Source organism: Pseudomonas sp. VS40 (genome assembly GCF_018587885.1).
Lineage (GTDB): Bacteria > Pseudomonadota > Gammaproteobacteria > Pseudomonadales > Pseudomonadaceae > Aquipseudomonas > Aquipseudomonas pergaminensis.
Genome location: NZ_JAGYWD010000006.1, coordinates 173000 through 188617 on the forward strand (window position 1 = coordinate 173000; position 15618 = coordinate 188617).

Below are 15618 nucleotides of genomic sequence, written 5' to 3' on the forward strand. Positions count from 1 at the left end.
CGAATGCCCAGTCTAGCGCACATAAAAAAGCCCCCGGACTTTTCAGGCCGGGGGCTTTTTGTTCAAACCAACATCAGAACTTCTTGATGTCAGCCTTGGTTTCCAGCTGCTTGCGGTAGGCCGCGAAGTCCTGCTGGCCCACGCGGGAGGCGAGGAAGCGGCGGTATTGCGCCTTTTCTTCGTCCGTTGGGGCAACGGCTTCGTTGACGCCGTTCAAGCGCACGATCACTAGGCTACCGTCAGCCAGGGTCACGGTGGTGAAGGTCGGCTTGTCCTTGGCCGCAGGCTTGGGCATGCGGAACAGGGCTTGCAGCACGGCCGGGTCGATCGCTTCCTGGCTACGGGTAGCCGCTTCAGTGACCTTCCATGCCTGGCCGTCGACCGGCTGGTTCAGCGGGGTCTTGCCATCACGCAGGCTGGCGATCAACTCGTCAGCGTGGGCCTTGGCGGCCGCGCTGGCGCGTTCCTTGGCCATCTGGGTGCGAATCGCCGCTGCAACGCTTTCCAGCGGCAGTTGCGAAGGCTTCAGGTGCTCTTTGGCACGCAGCACGATGATGGTTTCCGGGTCCAGCTCGATGGCGGTGCTGTTGGCCCCCTCATCCAGGACTTCCGGGCTGAACGCAGCGGTGACCACGGCACGGTTGGCCGCGACACCTTCGCCACCGTCACGGCCAAATGGCGCGGAGGTGTGAACGGTCAGCTTCAGGTCGGACGCTGGCTGGGCCAGGTCGGAGGCTTCGAATGCCGCATCTTCCAATTGCTTGGTCGCTTCGACAAAACGCTGCTCGACCTGCTGGGTCTTGAGCTCTTTGGTCAGCTTGTCTTTCAGGCTGGCAAACGTCGGCACTTGGGGTGCTTCAACGCCCAACAGCTTGATCAAGTGCCAACCGAAGGTGCTGCGCACCGGCGCCGAGACCTGGTCCTTGTTCAACGCGTACAAGGCGGCTTCGAAGTCCGGATCGTAGACGCCAGGGCCGGCGAAGCCCAGGTCGCCGCCACTGTTGGCCGAACCTGGATCCTGGGAGAACTCCTTGGCCAGGGCTTCGAACTTCTCACCTTTGGCCAGGCGTGCCTGGATTTCTTCGATCTTGGCCTTGGCTTGCGCGTCGGTGACCTTGTCGTTGACTTCAATCAGGATGTGCGCGGCACGACGCTGTTCAGCGAGGTTGGCGGTTTCTTTCTGATAGGCAGCCTGCAGCTCATCGTCCTTCACGGTAACCTGGTCGAAGAAGGAAGACTTCTTCAGTTCCAGATAGTCGATGACCACTTGATCAGGGGTCATGAACTCTTTGGCGTGCTGGTCGTAGTAAGCCTTGACCTCGTCGTCGGTAAGTTTCACCGCCGCAGGGTTGGCCTTGATGTTGACGGTGGCGAAGTCGCGAGTCTGTTTTTCCAGACGGGCGAATGCCAGCACTTCGGAATCGGTGACGAAACCGCTGCCGGCAATACCTGCGCGAACCTGGCCGATCAGCATTTCCTGGGTCAGCATCTGCCGGAACTGCAGGCGGCTGTAGCCCAACTGACGAGTGACCTGGTCAAAACGGTCGGCGTTGAACTTGCCGTCCACCTGGAATTCCGGCGTCTGCAGGATCACTTGGTCCAGCGCGGCTTCAGAGAAGCCAAACTTGGAATCGGCGGCGCCTTGCAGCAGCAGCTTGCGATCGATCAGGCCCTTGAGGGCCGCTTCGCGCAGCAGTTTTTCGTCCAGCAGGGAAGCATCGAAATCCTTGCCCAGCTGTTGCATCAGCTGGCGACGTTGCATGTCGACGGCCTGGCTCAATTCGGTCTGGGTGATTTCTTCACCGTTGACCTTGGCCACGTCCTGCTTACTGTTACCCGAAGCCTGGAAAATGGCTTCGATACCGGTGAACGCCATCAATGCGACGATGATCCCGATAATGGTCTTGGCAATCCAGCCTTGTGAATTGTCCCTGATATTTTGCAGCATGCGTCCCCCAGAAACGGTTGAACTTCAAAAATAGGCAACCGTGGAGCGTGGGTAGAGTCCGGATAGAAGAAAGGCGCATCCGAGGATGCGCCTTCTCGTAACTGGCGGAGCGGACGGGGGTTTGAACCCACACCCCCGGCGTGGCGACCCGATGGATACGTGGGTCATCTGCCGCTCCGCTGCCAGGTCGAACCTGCGTTCGACCCGGGTAGGCAAAGGCTAGATCGAAGCTTAGTTAACGGCTTCTTTCAGGGCTTTACCGGCTTTGAAACCTGGTTTCTTGGCAGCAGCGATTTGCAGTGCTTTGCCAGTCTGTGGGTTGCGGCCAGTGCGAGCTGGGCGGTCAGTCACAGAGAAAGTACCGAAGCCTACCAGTACCACGGAGTCGCCGGCCTTCAGAGCGCCAGTGACGGATTCGATTACTGCATCCAGCGCACGGCCAGCAGCAGCTTTCGGGATATCAGCGGATGCAGCGATAGCATCAATCAGTTCCGACTTGTTCACTCTAAGTCCCCTTATATATCTATTGAGTATGATTCTAAGTTTTTTGGTGAAAGCAAAAACCAGTGCTGAATGGCCTACAGACACTTAAGAGCCGCTTTATAACAAGGGCTCTAAAAAGCTGTCAAGGAAGCCACCAGGCTTTAACGCATTAATGCGTGCTAATTCTTTCCTTGGAATCAGACTCGCGTTTTTCGTCCTTTGCAACTATCTCCGGAGCCACATCCGGCAAGGGCTCCGGCGCGTATTGCAGCGCAATTTGCAGGACCTCGTCAATCCATTTAACCGGTTTAATCTGAAGATCTTGCTTGATATTGTCCGGAATTTCCTTCAAGTCGCGAACATTCTCTTCAGGAATGATCACGGTCTTGATACCACCGCGGTGTGCAGCAAGCAATTTCTCTTTCAGGCCACCGATAGCCAATACCTGGCCACGCAGGGTAATTTCCCCGGTCATGGCAACATCGGCGCGCACCGGAATGCCGGTCAATGCCGACACCAGGGCCGTGCACATGCCTACGCCAGCGCTAGGGCCGTCTTTCGGGGTCGCCCCTTCCGGCATGTGGATGTGAGTGTCGTGCTTCTCGTGGAAGTCCAGGGGGATCCCCAGGCTCCGGGCGCGGCTGCGCACCACGGTCTGCGCGGCCGTGATGGATTCGACCATCACGTCACCGAGGGAACCGGTCTTGATCAGCTGGCCCTTGCCCGGGATCACCGCGGCTTCGATGGTCAGCAACTCGCCGCCCACCTGGGTCCACGCCAGGCCAGTCACCTGACCGACCTGATCCTGCTGCTCGGCCAGGCCATAGCGGAATTTCCGCACGCCCAGGAAGTGCTCAAGGGAGTCGGCCGTGACCTTCACCGAGAAGCGTTTTTCCAGTGCATGTTCCTTGACCGCTTTGCGGCAGATCTTCGCGATCTGGCGCTCCAGGCCCCGTACACCGGCCTCGCGGGTGTAATAGCGCACGATGTCGCGGATCGCCTCGACCTCGAACTCGATCTCACCTTTCTTCAAGCCATTGGCCGAAGTCTGCTTGGGCGCAAGGTATTTGACGGCGATGTTGATCTTCTCGTCTTCGGTGTAACCCGGCAGACGAATCACCTCCATCCGGTCCAGCAGGGCTGGCGGAATGTTCATGGAGTTGGAGGTGCACAGGAACATTACGTCGGACAGGTCGTAGTCGACCTCCAGGTAATGGTCGTTGAAATTGTGGTTCTGCTCGGGGTCGAGCACTTCCAGCAAGGCAGAGGCCGGATCGCCACGCATGTCGCTGCCCATTTTGTCGATTTCATCAAGCAGGAACAGCGGGTTGCGCACGCCCACTTTTGTCATCTTTTGAATCAATCTTCCTGGCATCGAACCGATGTAAGTTCGGCGATGACCACGGATTTCCGCTTCATCGCGTACACCACCGAGGGCCATGCGCACGAATTTACGGTTGGTGGCGTTGGCAATCGACTCGGCCAGGGAGGTTTTACCTACACCAGGCGGGCCGACCAGGCACAACACCGGACCACGAATTTTCTTCACGCGCTTTTGCACGGCGAGGTATTCGAGGATGCGTTCTTTGACTTCTTCCAGGCCGTAGTGGTCAGCGTCGAGGATGTCTTCAGCGCGCGCCAGGTCCAGGCGTACCTTGGTCTGGGCCTTCCACGGCACCTGCACCAGCCAGTCGATGTAAGAACGCACCACGGTGGCTTCGGCCGACATCGGCGACATTTGCTTGAGCTTGTTCAGCTCGGCGGTGGCCTTGGTCAGGGCGTCTTTCGGCAGGCCGGCGGCATCGATGCGCTTTTTCAGCTCTTCGATTTCGTTGTGGCCTTCCTCGCTGTCGCCGAGCTCCTTCTGAATGGCCTTCATCTGCTCATTCAGGTAGTACTCGCGCTGGCTGCGCTCCATTTGTTTCTTCACGCGACCACGGATGCGCTTCTCGACCTGCAGCAGGTCGATTTCAGCGTCCAGCAGCGCCAGCACATGTTCAACACGGGCCGACAGGTCGATGATTTCGAGGATGTCTTGCTTCTGCTCGATTTTCAGCGCCATGTGCGCGGCCATGGTGTCGACCAGGCGACTTGGCTCATCGATGCTGTTAAGGGAGGACAAGACTTCAGCCGGGACTTTCTTGCCCAACTGCACATACTGCTCAAATTGCGAAAGCAGGCTGCGTACAAATACTTCTGACTCGCGCTCCGGAGCCTCGACTTCGTCGATCAGCGCCACTTCAGCGCGCAGGTGGCCATCCACCTCCATGAAGCGTTCGACCGCGCCGCGCTGTTCACCTTCCACCAGCACCTTGACGGTGCCATCGGGCAGCTTGAGCAATTGCAGCACGGTAGCAATGGTACCGACGCGATACAGGGCGTCTTCGCCTGGATCATCATCAGCAGGATTTTTCTGGGCCAACAGCAGGATCTGCTTGTCGCCCGTCATCGCGGCCTCGAGGGCTTCGATAGACTTCTCGCGCCCCACGAACAGCGGGATAACCATGTGCGGATAGACGACGACATCACGCAACGGCAGGAGAGGCAATTCGATGGTTGTCTTCATGATTTCGCCTCTATGACAGTTGAAAAGTAAGCTTGAAACCAAGATGGGGGCTGCATGCAAAAAAAACAAGCTTATTGCCAGCAGTTAAACGCAGTAAACGCTCTGGCGTAAAAAACGCCGTAAAAACAAAGGGGCCCCTGGAGGCCCCTTTGTTCATACCGACACTGCGAAACGCTTACGCGTCTGGCGCAGCCTTGGCAGCCGGCTCACTGTTTTCGTAGATATACAGTGGCTTGGACTTACCTTCTATAACGCTTTCGTCGATCACCACTTTACTCACCTCGGACTGCGAGGGGATCTCGTACATGGTGTCGAGCAGCACGCCTTCAAGAATCGAACGCAGGCCACGTGCACCGGTCTTGCGCTCCAGTGCCCGCTTGGCCACTGATTTGAGTGCGTCGGTACGGAACTCGAGGTCTACACCTTCCATCTCGAACAACTTGGCGTATTGCTTGGTCAGGGCGTTTTTCGGCTCGGTGAGGATCTGGATCAGAGCCGCCTCATCCAATTCGTCCAACGTCGCGAGGACCGGCAGACGGCCAACGAATTCCGGGATCAAACCGAACTTGACCAGATCGTCAGGCTCGACTTCACGCAGGGACTCGCCCACCTTCTTGCCTTCTTCCTTGCTGCGCACTTCTGCACTGAAACCAATGCCACCACGGGTGGAACGCTGCTGGATCACTTTTTCCAGACCGGAGAACGCACCGCCACAGATGAACAGGATGTTGCGAGTATCAACCTGAAGGAATTCCTGCTGCGGGTGCTTACGGCCGCCTTGTGGCGGTACGGAAGCAACCGTGCCTTCGATCAGTTTCAACAGGGCCTGCTGCACGCCTTCACCGGAAACGTCCCGGGTGATCGACGGGTTGTCCGACTTGCGCGAGATCTTGTCGATCTCGTCGATGTAGACAATACCCATCTGGGCTTTCTCTACGTCGTAGTCGCACTTCTGCAGCAGTTTCTGAATGATGTTCTCGACGTCTTCACCCACGTAGCCAGCCTCAGTGAGGGTGGTGGCGTCGGCGATGGTGAACGGAACGTTCAGTAGGCGAGCGAGGGTTTCTGCAAGCAGGGTTTTACCCGAACCTGTAGGACCGATCAGCAAGATGTTGCTCTTGCCGAGTTCAACTTCGTCGCCTTTCTTGTCACGCTGGTTCAAGCGCTTGTAGTGGTTGTACACCGCTACGGCCAGAACCTTCTTTGCACGCTCTTGACCAATCACGTACTGGTCAAGGATGCCGCTGATTTCTTTAGGCGAAGGCAATTTATGCGCACTGCTTTCGGCCTGGGCTTCCTGCACCTCCTCGCGGATGATGTCATTGCACAGGTCGACGCATTCGTCGCAGATAAACACCGAGGGGCCGGCAATCAATTTGCGTACTTCATGCTGGCTTTTGCCACAGAAGGAGCAATAGAGCAGCTTGCCGTTGTCCTCGCCGTTGCGGGTGTCAGTCATTCGTTCGATCCAAATCCGATAGGCTTGCAACACAAGATGAAGGCTTATGCGGGCTTTTTCAAGCCCGCCAGTGGTCGGCATGCCGACCAGCCCTATTTTGAGCAGCTTATATTAAGCGGGGCGCTGACTGATCACTGCGTCGATCAGCCCATATTCCTTGGCCGCTTCGGCACTCATGAAGTTGTCGCGATTGGTATCGCGCTCGATTTCTTCCAGGGTACGCCCGCTGTGCTTGGCCATCAGCGTGTTGAGACGCTCACGAATGAACAGGATTTCCTTGGCGTGGATTTCGATATCCGAAGCCTGGCCCTGGAAACCGCCCAATGGCTGGTGAATCATCACGCGCGAGTTTGGCAGGCAGAAACGCTTGCCTTCGGCACCTGCGGTCAGCAGGAACGCGCCCATGCTGCAGGCCTGGCCGATGCAGGTGGTCGATACGTTCGGCTTGATGAACTGCATGGTGTCGTAGATCGACATGCCTGCAGTGACCGAACCGCCTGGGGAGTTGATGTAGAGATGGATGTCCTTGTCCGGGTTTTCCGCTTCAAGGAACAGCAGCTGCGCACAGATCAGGTTGGCCATGTAGTCCTCTACGGGGCCCACCAGAAAGATCACTCGCTCCTTGAGCAGGCGCGAGTAGATGTCGTAGGCGCGTTCGCCACGAGCGGACTGCTCGACAACCATCGGGACCAGGCCGCCAGCGGCCTGGATATCAGAGTTCTGCTGAATATAGGAATTACGGAACATGCTCTGCAGTTACTCCCAAATAGTCATGTCTTGAAAACGCATAAGCCAGCGCGAGGCTGGCTTATGGTTGAATTTTCCAACGAGTTGGACAATCAGTCGGCTTGTGCTGCTTCCGCCGGTTTGACTGCTTCTTCGTAAGAGACCGCTTTATCGGTCACCTTAGCCTTCTGCAGAACAGTATCCACAACTTGTTCTTCCAGCACAACCGAACGCACTTCGTTCAGTTGCTGATCGTTCTTGTAGTACCAAGCCACAACCTGCTCAGGCTCCTGGTAGGCCGAGGCCATTTCCTGGATCATTTCGCGAACGCGGTCTTCGTCAGGCTTGAGGTCGAACTGCTTGACCACTTCAGCCACGATCAGGCCCAGCACGACGCGGCGCTTGGCTTGCTCTTCGAACAGCTCGGCCGGCAGTTGGTCAGGCTTGATGTTGCCACCAAACTGCTGAACAGCTTGAACGCGCAGGCGATCCACTTCGTTGGACAGCAGAGCCTTAGGCACTTCGATCGGGTTGGCGGCCAGCAGACCGTCCATGACCTGGTTCTTGACCTTGGACTTGATGGCCTGACGCAGCTCGCGCTCCATGTTCTTGCGAACTTCGGTGCGGAAGCCTTCGATACCGGTTTCCTTGATGCCGAATTGGGCGAAGAATTCTTCGTTCAGCTCTGGCAGCTTAGGCTCGGACACGCTGTTGACGGTCACGGTGAACTCGGCGGCTTTGCCAGCCAGGTCCAGGTTCTGGTAGTCAGCAGGGAAAGTCAGGTTCAGAACGCGCTCTTCGCCAGCCTTGGCGCCAACCAGGCCGTCTTCGAAGCCCGGAATCATGCGGTTGGAACCCAGCACCAGCTGAGTGCCCTTGGCGGAGCCGCCAGCGAACACTTCGCCGTCAACCTTGCCAACGAAATCGATGTTCAGCTGGTCTTCGTTCTGGGCAGCACGGTCGGCCACTTCGAAACGAGTGTTCTGCTTGCGCAGGATTTCCAGCATGTTGTCCAGGTCCGAATCAGCCACTTCGGCGCTCAGGCGCTCGATGGCGATACCGTCGAAACCGGCCACTTCAAACTCAGGGAACACTTCGAATACGGCAACGTATTCCAGGTCTTTGCCAGCTTCCAGGGACTTAGGCTCGATCGACGGCGAACCAGCCGGGTTCAGCTTGTGCTCAACGACCGCTTCGTAGAAGGAAGCCTGGATCACGTCACCCACAGCTTCCTGGCGCGCATCGGCACCAAAACGGCGCTTGATTTCGCTCATTGGCACTTTGCCTGGACGGAAACCAGCGATCTTGGCCTTTTGGGCAGTCTGCTGCAGACGCTTGTTGACCGCAGTCTCGATGCGCTCAGCCGGCACGGTGATGCTCAGGCGACGCTCGATAGCAGTAGTATTTTCAACAGAAACTTGCATGGATATTCCTCGTTGCACAGACGTTAGCCGGCCATTTCCGACCCCAATCAAGGGCATGCATTCTAGTGGGTCAAACTCAAGAAGTCACCCTACTGGAAATACGCCCGAAAACAGCCGGCAATTTATCGGTACGAAGGCACTGACGCACCCCGCCCCGGTGACAAATACAGCCCATCACGCCAGGGCTCTGCGCCGCCCCTTCTATATATAGAAGAAGTCGTCATCCATCTCCCTGACGGCCAACCCCTGAGACAGGCTGGCAGGCAGTGCGGCATCATCGAGATACATAAATACGACGAAACGCCCTGCCAGTGCGACCCAATGACTGCGGCCGCGGAATATTAGAACCGCTAAAACCAAAAAAGGCGCCAGACTGTTAAATCTGGCGCCTTTCGAATATGGGGTGGACGAAGGGGATCGAACCCTCGACAACGGGAGTCACAATCCCGTGCTCTACCAACTGAGCTACGCCCACCATATTGCGTTAACAAAGAAACCAAACCACTTCTTCTTTGTTGAGCCCTACCCTGTTTTTCAACGGGGCCAAGCTTTATTTGGTGCGGATGAAGAGACTCGAACTCTTACGCCTCGCGGCGCTGGAACCTAAATCCAGTGTGTCTACCAATTCCACCACATCCGCGCTTGAAGCTCTTAAAGCAAAGGCGCCAGACGATTAATCTGGCGCCTTTTAAAAATATGGGGTGGACGAAGGGGATCGAACCCTCGACAACGGGAGTCACAATCCCGTGCTCTACCAACTGAGCTACGCCCACCATATAGCGCTACTTGTGCCAAAGCTGCCTAATGGCGCACCCGGCAGGACTCGAACCTGCGACCATCCGCTTAGAAGGCGGATGCTCTATCCAGCTGAGCTACGGGCGCCTGATTAATCTGTACTCTTGGAGGATTACAAACTAAGTGCTTCCAGCCTTGCAGAACAACACGCCATTCTGCTCGACCTTCTTAACCAGTGCTAGGCTGTGCCCGACAAGTGCGACGAATAGTATAGACGCCCTCGAAACCCGTCAAATCTTTTTTGAAAAAAACTGATTTTATTTAAGGGGTTAGGGCAATTTGCAGACCAAGCGCCTTTGCCCTCACGTCCTGGCATGCGAGAATGCGCGCACTTTTCTTCCCCCTCTCGATGGTTAATCACGCGTAATGACTGCACAACTTATCGACGGCAAATCAATCGCCGCCAGCCTGCGCCAGCAGATCGCCAAACGAGTCACCGAGCGCAGCCAGCAAGGCCTGCGCACGCCGGGCCTCGCGGTGATCCTGGTCGGCAGCGATCCTGCCTCTCAGGTTTATGTCTCGCACAAGCGTAAAGACTGTGAAGAGGTCGGCTTTATTTCCAAGGCCTACGACTTGCCTTCCGAGACCACCCAGCAGGCCCTTACCGACCTGATCGACGGCCTCAACGACGATCCGGCGATCGACGGCATCCTGCTCCAATTGCCACTGCCCGAGCACCTGGACGCCTCCAAACTGCTGGAGCGCATTCGCCCGGACAAGGATGTCGATGGTTTCCACCCTTATAATGTCGGCCGCCTGGCCCAGCGTATCCCGCTGCTGCGCCCGTGCACCCCGAAAGGCATCATGACCCTGCTGGAAAGCACTGGTGTCGACCTGTACGGCCTCGACGCCGTGGTCGTCGGCGCGTCCAACATCGTCGGTCGCCCGATGGCCATGGAACTGCTTCTGGCCGGCTGCACCGTGACCGTCACCCACCGCTTTACCAAGGACCTTGCCGGCCACGTTGGCCGCGCTGACCTGGTGGTCGTCGCCGCCGGCAAGCCGGGCCTGGTCAAGGGTGAGTGGATCAAGGAAGGCGCCATCGTCATCGACGTAGGCATCAACCGCCAGGACGACGGCAAGCTGGTCGGCGACGTGGTGTACGAAACTGCCCTGCCCCGCGCCGGCTGGATCACTCCAGTGCCAGGCGGTGTCGGCCCGATGACCCGCGCCTGCCTGCTTGAGAACACCTTGTACGCCGCCGAAACCCTGCACGATTAATAACCAGGCGTACTGAAAAAGCCCTGCTTTATCGCAGGGCTTTTTATTGCCCGCAATAAAACCTGTTTTTTCTTAGTTTTTAAGCACTTTCGTCCGGTTCTAGAAGAACATTCGACAGTTTCTGATCCATACTCCTAATATTAATTTTGTGTTTTCCAGAGTTTTACAAAGTAGCAAGGCCCAGCAAATACAGGGCCTTTCCTACTTTGGGATACACACCATTCGATAGCGGAACGCGGTCAGTGGTACAAAAATTGGTACGAGATCCCCCCCTCCCACGGCGTCCTGCCGACCGAACACAACTGCCCAAAGAACCGACTGCTAAGCTCTTCACTCCGCCAGAGGAACGCCTATGCCAAACTCAGACCTACTCCCCTCCCTTCTATCCAAGCTCTACGAAAACCAGCTGGCCCTTGAGGCTTCCATCATGGAGCTATCGAACTGGGTTGAGCAGCGTGGCTCCGCTGAGGTCGCAGAAAATATTCGGGGTGCGCTGCATACCATCGACGACAACGAAGAGTTCATCAAGCTTACACTGGCCGTGCTCATGTCTCCTGACGGATAGCCTCCCGTCGCCTCAAATCGCACACCGGACAAACCTCCATTACTGTATGCATATACAGTATTTGAGTTAATCCACTATGAATATCGACGAAGACACCTCCGCGTGGCTTGGCTGCCCCACACCCCTCGAAATGTACCAACACCAGTGCGCCCTGCTTGAGGACGAGCTCATCGAGACTGAATCGATGCTCAGAAAGGCGCGGGCCAACATCGCAGGCCTGGTGCAGATGAATGACCTGCTCGCCACCGGAAAGGCATCAGCAGAGGCGGCTCTCAGAGAAGCCATCGAGCGCGGTTCAGCCGTGACCAATCAGGCGCCTGACAATGTGAGCTTCCGTCCCATAGATCTGGTTACCGGCCAGCGCGACTACTTACTGAGAGAGAACCAGCGACTGCTGATGGAGCTGAAAAATCTAAAAGAGCCTTCAACCTAGCTCGTCTGCGTATACAGTCAGAGCTCTATCTGACAAGTCGATCCAACCGGCCGCGTCAATCAGTCCATGCGACCTCAAAACGTTCGCAGCGGAGATGCTCGTGTCGTACCGCTCTTGAGGGGATAGAGATCCGGTCGCTGCCCGAATGCTCGGCGGAGTTGATCCCTCTAATGCATTGCCTTGCCCATTACTGATCGTCATGACGAATGCTCTGGCCCAGTGTCTACCCTGTAGATACTGACCGAATCCTGGGGGTTCACCACCCCCGACGAGCGGAGACGACCATGTGCGGAAGATTGACGCAGTACCGCGGCATCCATGACTTTGTTGCAGCGCTGAGCATGCCTAATGCTCTGGCCAACTCTGTAGGCGATCAACCGATCGAGCGCTACAACGTCGCGCCGACAATGCAGGTTGCGCTGCTTCACCTGCAGGGCGAATTACTGCACGCCGACCAGGTAAGGTGGGGATGGCGGCCGCACTGGGCAAAGGATCGTGCCGCGCCGATCAATGCCCGTGTCGAGAAGGTTGCCCACGGCCCTTTCTTCCGGGCGATCTGGCCGCATCGTGTAATCACACCCATAGACAATTGGTTTGAATGGGTGGACGAAGGCGGCCCGAAGAAACAGCCGTATTTGATCCGTCGGCGGGACGGCGCGCCAGTGCTGTGCGCGGCCATTGGCCAACTGCCAGACGCGGACGAAGGACCTGGGGAGCATGACGGCTTTGTGATCATCACCGCCGACAGCGCCGGCGGCATGGTGGACATCCACGACCGTCGGCCCGTAGTGCTGACGCCGGAGTTGGCTCGGGAATGGTTGGACCCGGCTACGCCCCAAGAGCGCGCCGAGCAGATGGTGCTGCATCAGGGCGAACCGACCGAAGCCTTCGAATGGTTCAAGGTCGATACCGCTGTGGGCAATGTGCGGAACCAGGGGCCCAAGCTGATACAGCCGGCCCCTTAGAACAGCCCGCCTAAGTCGGAGGGCTTCCAATTCATAATCACGAGCTCGCCGCTGACCTCGGCCTTTCCCTGACGCTGATTGGTGGTGCTGTACCGAATGTCCAGCGTTTCGAAGTGGAACCCTTCAAAAACCCGCCGGATATCAGGGTGATCGTTGATGCTCACCATCACCTTGCCTTTACAGCGGCGCATGAAGTCGGCCATCCGCTCATAGTTTTCAAAGGGGAAGTCCACGCCATATCCGACAGTCTGCCAGTAAGGCGGGTCCATGTAATGGAAGGTGTGCGGTCGATCGTATCGTTCAGCGCATTCAAGCCATCCCAAGTTCTCGACATAGGTGCCGGACAGCCGTTGCCAAGCTGCAGACAGATTCTCCTCGATCCGCAATAGGTTAATGGCTGGGCCAGTTGTTGCTGTACCGAAGGTCTGTCCACTCACCTTGCCGGCGAAGGCATGGTGTTGCAGGTAGAAAAACCTAGCAGCTCGCTGGATGTCGGTGAGCGTTTCCGGCCTGGTCATCTTATGCCACTCAAATACTTGCCTAGAACTGAGCGCCCATTTGAACTGGCGCACGAACTCCTCCAGATGGTTTTGCACCACCCGATAAAGCGTAACCAGGTCGCCATTGATGTCGTTGAGAACTTCAACGGGGGCCGCCTGGGGCCGCATAAAGTAAAGGGCGGCGCCGCCAGCGAAGACCTCGACATAGCACTCATGTGGAGGGAAGAGAGGGATCAAGCGATCAGCCAAGCGGCGCTTGCCACCCATCCATGGAACGATTGGGGTTGTCATTTTTGCAATCCTTTGCAAGTGAGGTTTTCATTGAGATCATTCTAATTTTTAGCGGCCGCGATTTTAGGTCAGCGGGCAATTTCCCTGACGTAGGCTTGACATGCCCGCAACGCGATCAATCCTTGGTCGCCGTCGTCGGTAATGCCGATAATTCTTTGAGCATGCGCTGGGTCAAGTTGGGCTCGACGGGCTGCATGAACCACGCCGACGGCGCCGGGGGCGGAAGGCACGTTGCAGCCATCGGCTGGATCCTCGGCGAGGAGGACTGACAGGCGCACATCAGCAGTGGCAAGGCGATCGCGCAAAAGAGCCTGACTGCGTTGGGCATCGGATAATTCCTTGGTGTGTTGTTGGTCCTGGGCGGCGAGCTTCCGCTCTGTAGCCAGGCGTTTGTCCTGCTCGGTGCGGGCCTGGGCGGCAGCAGCAGCTCCGATGGCAGCGAGGTCTGCCTGGTGCAGGCCTGCCTGCTCGGAAAGCTGTTTGCCCATGCGCCAGTCCTGAACCTGCCAGGTCACGCCCGCGGCGCTGGCCATCAGCACCAGGATCAGCAGCACCAGCCCGGCCAGCTTTTGCAAAGGCGTCATGCCAGCACCTTCTTCGCCCGCTCCCACAGTTGCAGGCGATCTTCTAGGCCGTTGAGTCCACCGTTAATGCGGCGGGTGATCTTCGGGAAATCACCCTGATCCGCCAGCGTGTTCAGGCCTTTCGTGGACCAGAACCAGGCCGCCGACATGGCGGCGTATTGCGGCTGCTCCAACAGTGTTGGTTGATTGATCAAGTCCAGGCCCAGCGCCTCACCGCACGCAGCATAGTTCGCACGGCCCGTTATCTGGATCAGGCCCCGGCCACGGTACTTGGAGCCATCACCCGGCACGATATTGCCGAGGTCGGCGCGGCCTTCGTAGCCGGCCTGCTGCGCCGTCGGCCCCCAAATCTCGCGCACGTAGCGCAACTGGCCTGACTCATGCCCGACCTGGGCGATGAATGCAGCGGCTCGTCTTGCGCCGACAATGCCGTAACGGTTCATGGCCGTGTTCAGGACAGAAACAAAAACGCCGGCTTGGCGGCCGGCGTTCGGGAGGATCTGCAGCAACTGCTGCTGAGTAATTGGCATACAAGCTCCTAACGTGAATCGCCCGCACGCGGCGGGTATGGATGGTGCAAAGAGTCGCTACGCCAGGCTGACAACCTTGACGGGCTTCGCGGCTTTCTTCGGCTTCTTGCCCTTGGCTTTTGCTTTGCCCTTTTTGCCACCGTTGCACTCGACGGTGGTGGACCAGCCGGCTTGGGTGAATGTCTGCTCCACGGAATCCACCAGATACTCGCCATCGAGCCCCACCTTGAAGCCCTGGGCGTTGATTGAGCGCTCCGCGAAAAGATCCGTGCGCCCGACCATTTCCAGGCGCACGCCCGCCGTCGAGCGGTTGAACGCAGCCAATCGCGCCTTAGCCGCTGACTCGGCGGCGGTCTTGTTCGGGTGAATATGGCGGTCGGTGTGCACTGCCGGCAGGCCATCCGGCACGTCGTCGTTGTCCAGGGATACAACCGATAACTTGCCCGTCTTCTTGTCCTGGTGCTTGGCCGCCACGGTCTTGTGCGCGTTACGGTCGCCCAGGCGAAACTGCCAGCGGCTTACGTCGCTGCGCGTGATGGTGATCGCGCCAATCACCTTGCCGCTGGCACTAAGCCCAGCTTGGCGCTGTATCACCATCAACTTGCCGTCGCCCACCTTGGCGGTGCAGTCGTATTGCTTGGCCAGGCGCGTGACAAAGCTGAAGTCAGATTCGTGGAGCTGGTCAGCCCGAGCGACTTTCGTGGCGATGGTGCAGGCCGGCGTCCAGCCATTGCGCGCCGCGATGTCGGAAACGATCTTCGACAGTGGCACGTCTTCCCAACTGCCGCTGCGGATCGACTTGCCAGTGCCGCGCATGTCGCTCGCCTTGCCCCGGATAACGATGGTGTCCGGCGGACCCGATACCTCGATCTCATCGACCACATAACGACCCAGGCGCACCAGGGACGTTTCGGCATAGCCTAGGTAGACCTCGATCCCGGCGCCGCGCTTGGGCAGCGTTACCAGGCCGTCGCGGTCATCAATGCGCAGCTCAAATTCGTCCGACTCCATGCCGGGCTTGTCCGTGGTGCGCAACAGCAAAAGTCGATCGTTAATCAGCGACGTGATATCGGAACCGTTCGCGACGATTCTAAATTGGGGAGTCATAGGGCATTGGCCAATAAAAAA

Annotated in this window: 14 protein-coding genes and 4 tRNA genes; 4 read left to right on the forward strand and 14 right to left on the reverse strand. The window is 57.7% G+C overall.

The window, feature by feature from the left end:
- Positions 1-73 precede the first annotated feature (73 nt).
- From KHP07_RS19095 to KHP07_RS19140, 10 genes are all read right to left on the reverse strand, one after another.
- The gene (locus KHP07_RS19095) at positions 74-1948 is read right to left on the reverse strand and encodes a SurA N-terminal domain-containing protein (RefSeq protein ID WP_078049278.1); all 1875 of its coding nucleotides are present in this window, start codon (positions 1946-1948) and stop codon (positions 74-76) included.
- Between the two features lie 231 nt (positions 1949-2179).
- The gene (locus tag KHP07_RS19100; RefSeq protein ID WP_221034285.1) at positions 2180-2467 is read right to left on the reverse strand and encodes an HU family DNA-binding protein; all 288 of its coding nucleotides are present in this window, start codon (positions 2465-2467) and stop codon (positions 2180-2182) included.
- Positions 2468-2600: 133 nt separating this feature from the next.
- Entirely contained in the window at positions 2601-4997 is a 2397-nt protein-coding gene (lon, locus tag KHP07_RS19105) for an endopeptidase La (RefSeq protein ID WP_078049279.1), read from the reverse strand.
- A gap of 175 nt (positions 4998-5172) precedes the next feature.
- Complete coding sequence (clpX, locus tag KHP07_RS19110; protein ID WP_010209414.1) at positions 5173-6456, reverse strand: ATP-dependent Clp protease ATP-binding subunit ClpX; 1284 nt, start codon at positions 6454-6456, stop codon at positions 5173-5175.
- Between the two features lie 111 nt (positions 6457-6567).
- Complete coding sequence (gene clpP / locus KHP07_RS19115) at positions 6568-7203, reverse strand: ATP-dependent Clp endopeptidase proteolytic subunit ClpP (protein WP_034107269.1); 636 nt, start codon at positions 7201-7203, stop codon at positions 6568-6570.
- 92 nt (positions 7204-7295) lie between these two features.
- Complete coding sequence (tig, locus tag KHP07_RS19120; RefSeq protein ID WP_058423916.1) at positions 7296-8606, reverse strand: trigger factor; 1311 nt, start codon at positions 8604-8606, stop codon at positions 7296-7298.
- Between the two features lie 399 nt (positions 8607-9005).
- Positions 9006-9081, reverse strand: a tRNA-His gene (locus KHP07_RS19125).
- 80 nt (positions 9082-9161) lie between these two features.
- Positions 9162-9246 (reverse strand) — tRNA-Leu (locus tag KHP07_RS19130).
- A 57-nt stretch (positions 9247-9303) separates the two neighbouring features.
- Positions 9304-9379 (reverse strand) — tRNA-His (locus KHP07_RS19135).
- A 32-nt stretch (positions 9380-9411) separates the two neighbouring features.
- Positions 9412-9488: transfer RNA gene (locus KHP07_RS19140), tRNA-Arg, on the reverse strand.
- Positions 9489-9767: 279 nt separating this feature from the next.
- Here KHP07_RS19140 and folD point away from each other — a divergent pair.
- From folD to KHP07_RS19160, 4 genes are all read left to right on the forward strand, one after another.
- Positions 9768-10622 (forward strand): bifunctional methylenetetrahydrofolate dehydrogenase/methenyltetrahydrofolate cyclohydrolase FolD, encoded by an 855-nt coding sequence (gene folD, locus KHP07_RS19145; RefSeq protein WP_078049280.1) that lies wholly within the window; start codon positions 9768-9770, stop codon positions 10620-10622.
- Positions 10623-10974: 352 nt separating this feature from the next.
- On the forward strand, positions 10975-11187 hold the full coding sequence (locus tag KHP07_RS19150; protein WP_046035620.1) for a hypothetical protein: 213 nt from the start codon (positions 10975-10977) through the stop codon (positions 11185-11187).
- Between the two features lie 76 nt (positions 11188-11263).
- On the forward strand, positions 11264-11620 hold the full coding sequence (locus tag KHP07_RS19155) for a hypothetical protein (RefSeq protein WP_214497769.1): 357 nt from the start codon (positions 11264-11266) through the stop codon (positions 11618-11620).
- Between the two features lie 284 nt (positions 11621-11904).
- Positions 11905-12585, forward strand: a complete 681-nt coding sequence (locus KHP07_RS19160; protein WP_046035618.1) for an SOS response-associated peptidase family protein — start codon at positions 11905-11907, stop codon at positions 12583-12585.
- Here the strand turns inward: KHP07_RS19160 and KHP07_RS19165 are convergent.
- From KHP07_RS19165 to KHP07_RS19180, 4 genes are all read right to left on the reverse strand, one after another.
- Entirely contained in the window at positions 12582-13376 is a 795-nt protein-coding gene (locus KHP07_RS19165) for a DNA adenine methylase (RefSeq protein ID WP_046035617.1), read from the reverse strand. The two genes, KHP07_RS19160 and KHP07_RS19165, sit on opposite strands and share 4 nt — an antisense overlap.
- Before the next feature lie 68 nt (positions 13377-13444).
- Entirely contained in the window at positions 13445-13960 is a 516-nt protein-coding gene (locus tag KHP07_RS19170; RefSeq protein WP_214497770.1) for a lysis system i-spanin subunit Rz, read from the reverse strand.
- Positions 13957-14490, reverse strand: a complete 534-nt coding sequence (locus tag KHP07_RS19175; protein ID WP_046035615.1) for a glycoside hydrolase family 19 protein — start codon at positions 14488-14490, stop codon at positions 13957-13959. Before KHP07_RS19175 ends, KHP07_RS19170 begins: the two co-directional genes overlap by 4 nt.
- A gap of 57 nt (positions 14491-14547) precedes the next feature.
- Positions 14548-15597, reverse strand: coding sequence for a phage late control D family protein (locus KHP07_RS19180; protein ID WP_214497771.1), 1050 nt, complete (start codon positions 15595-15597; stop codon positions 14548-14550).
- Between the last annotated feature and the right edge of the window lie 21 nt (positions 15598-15618).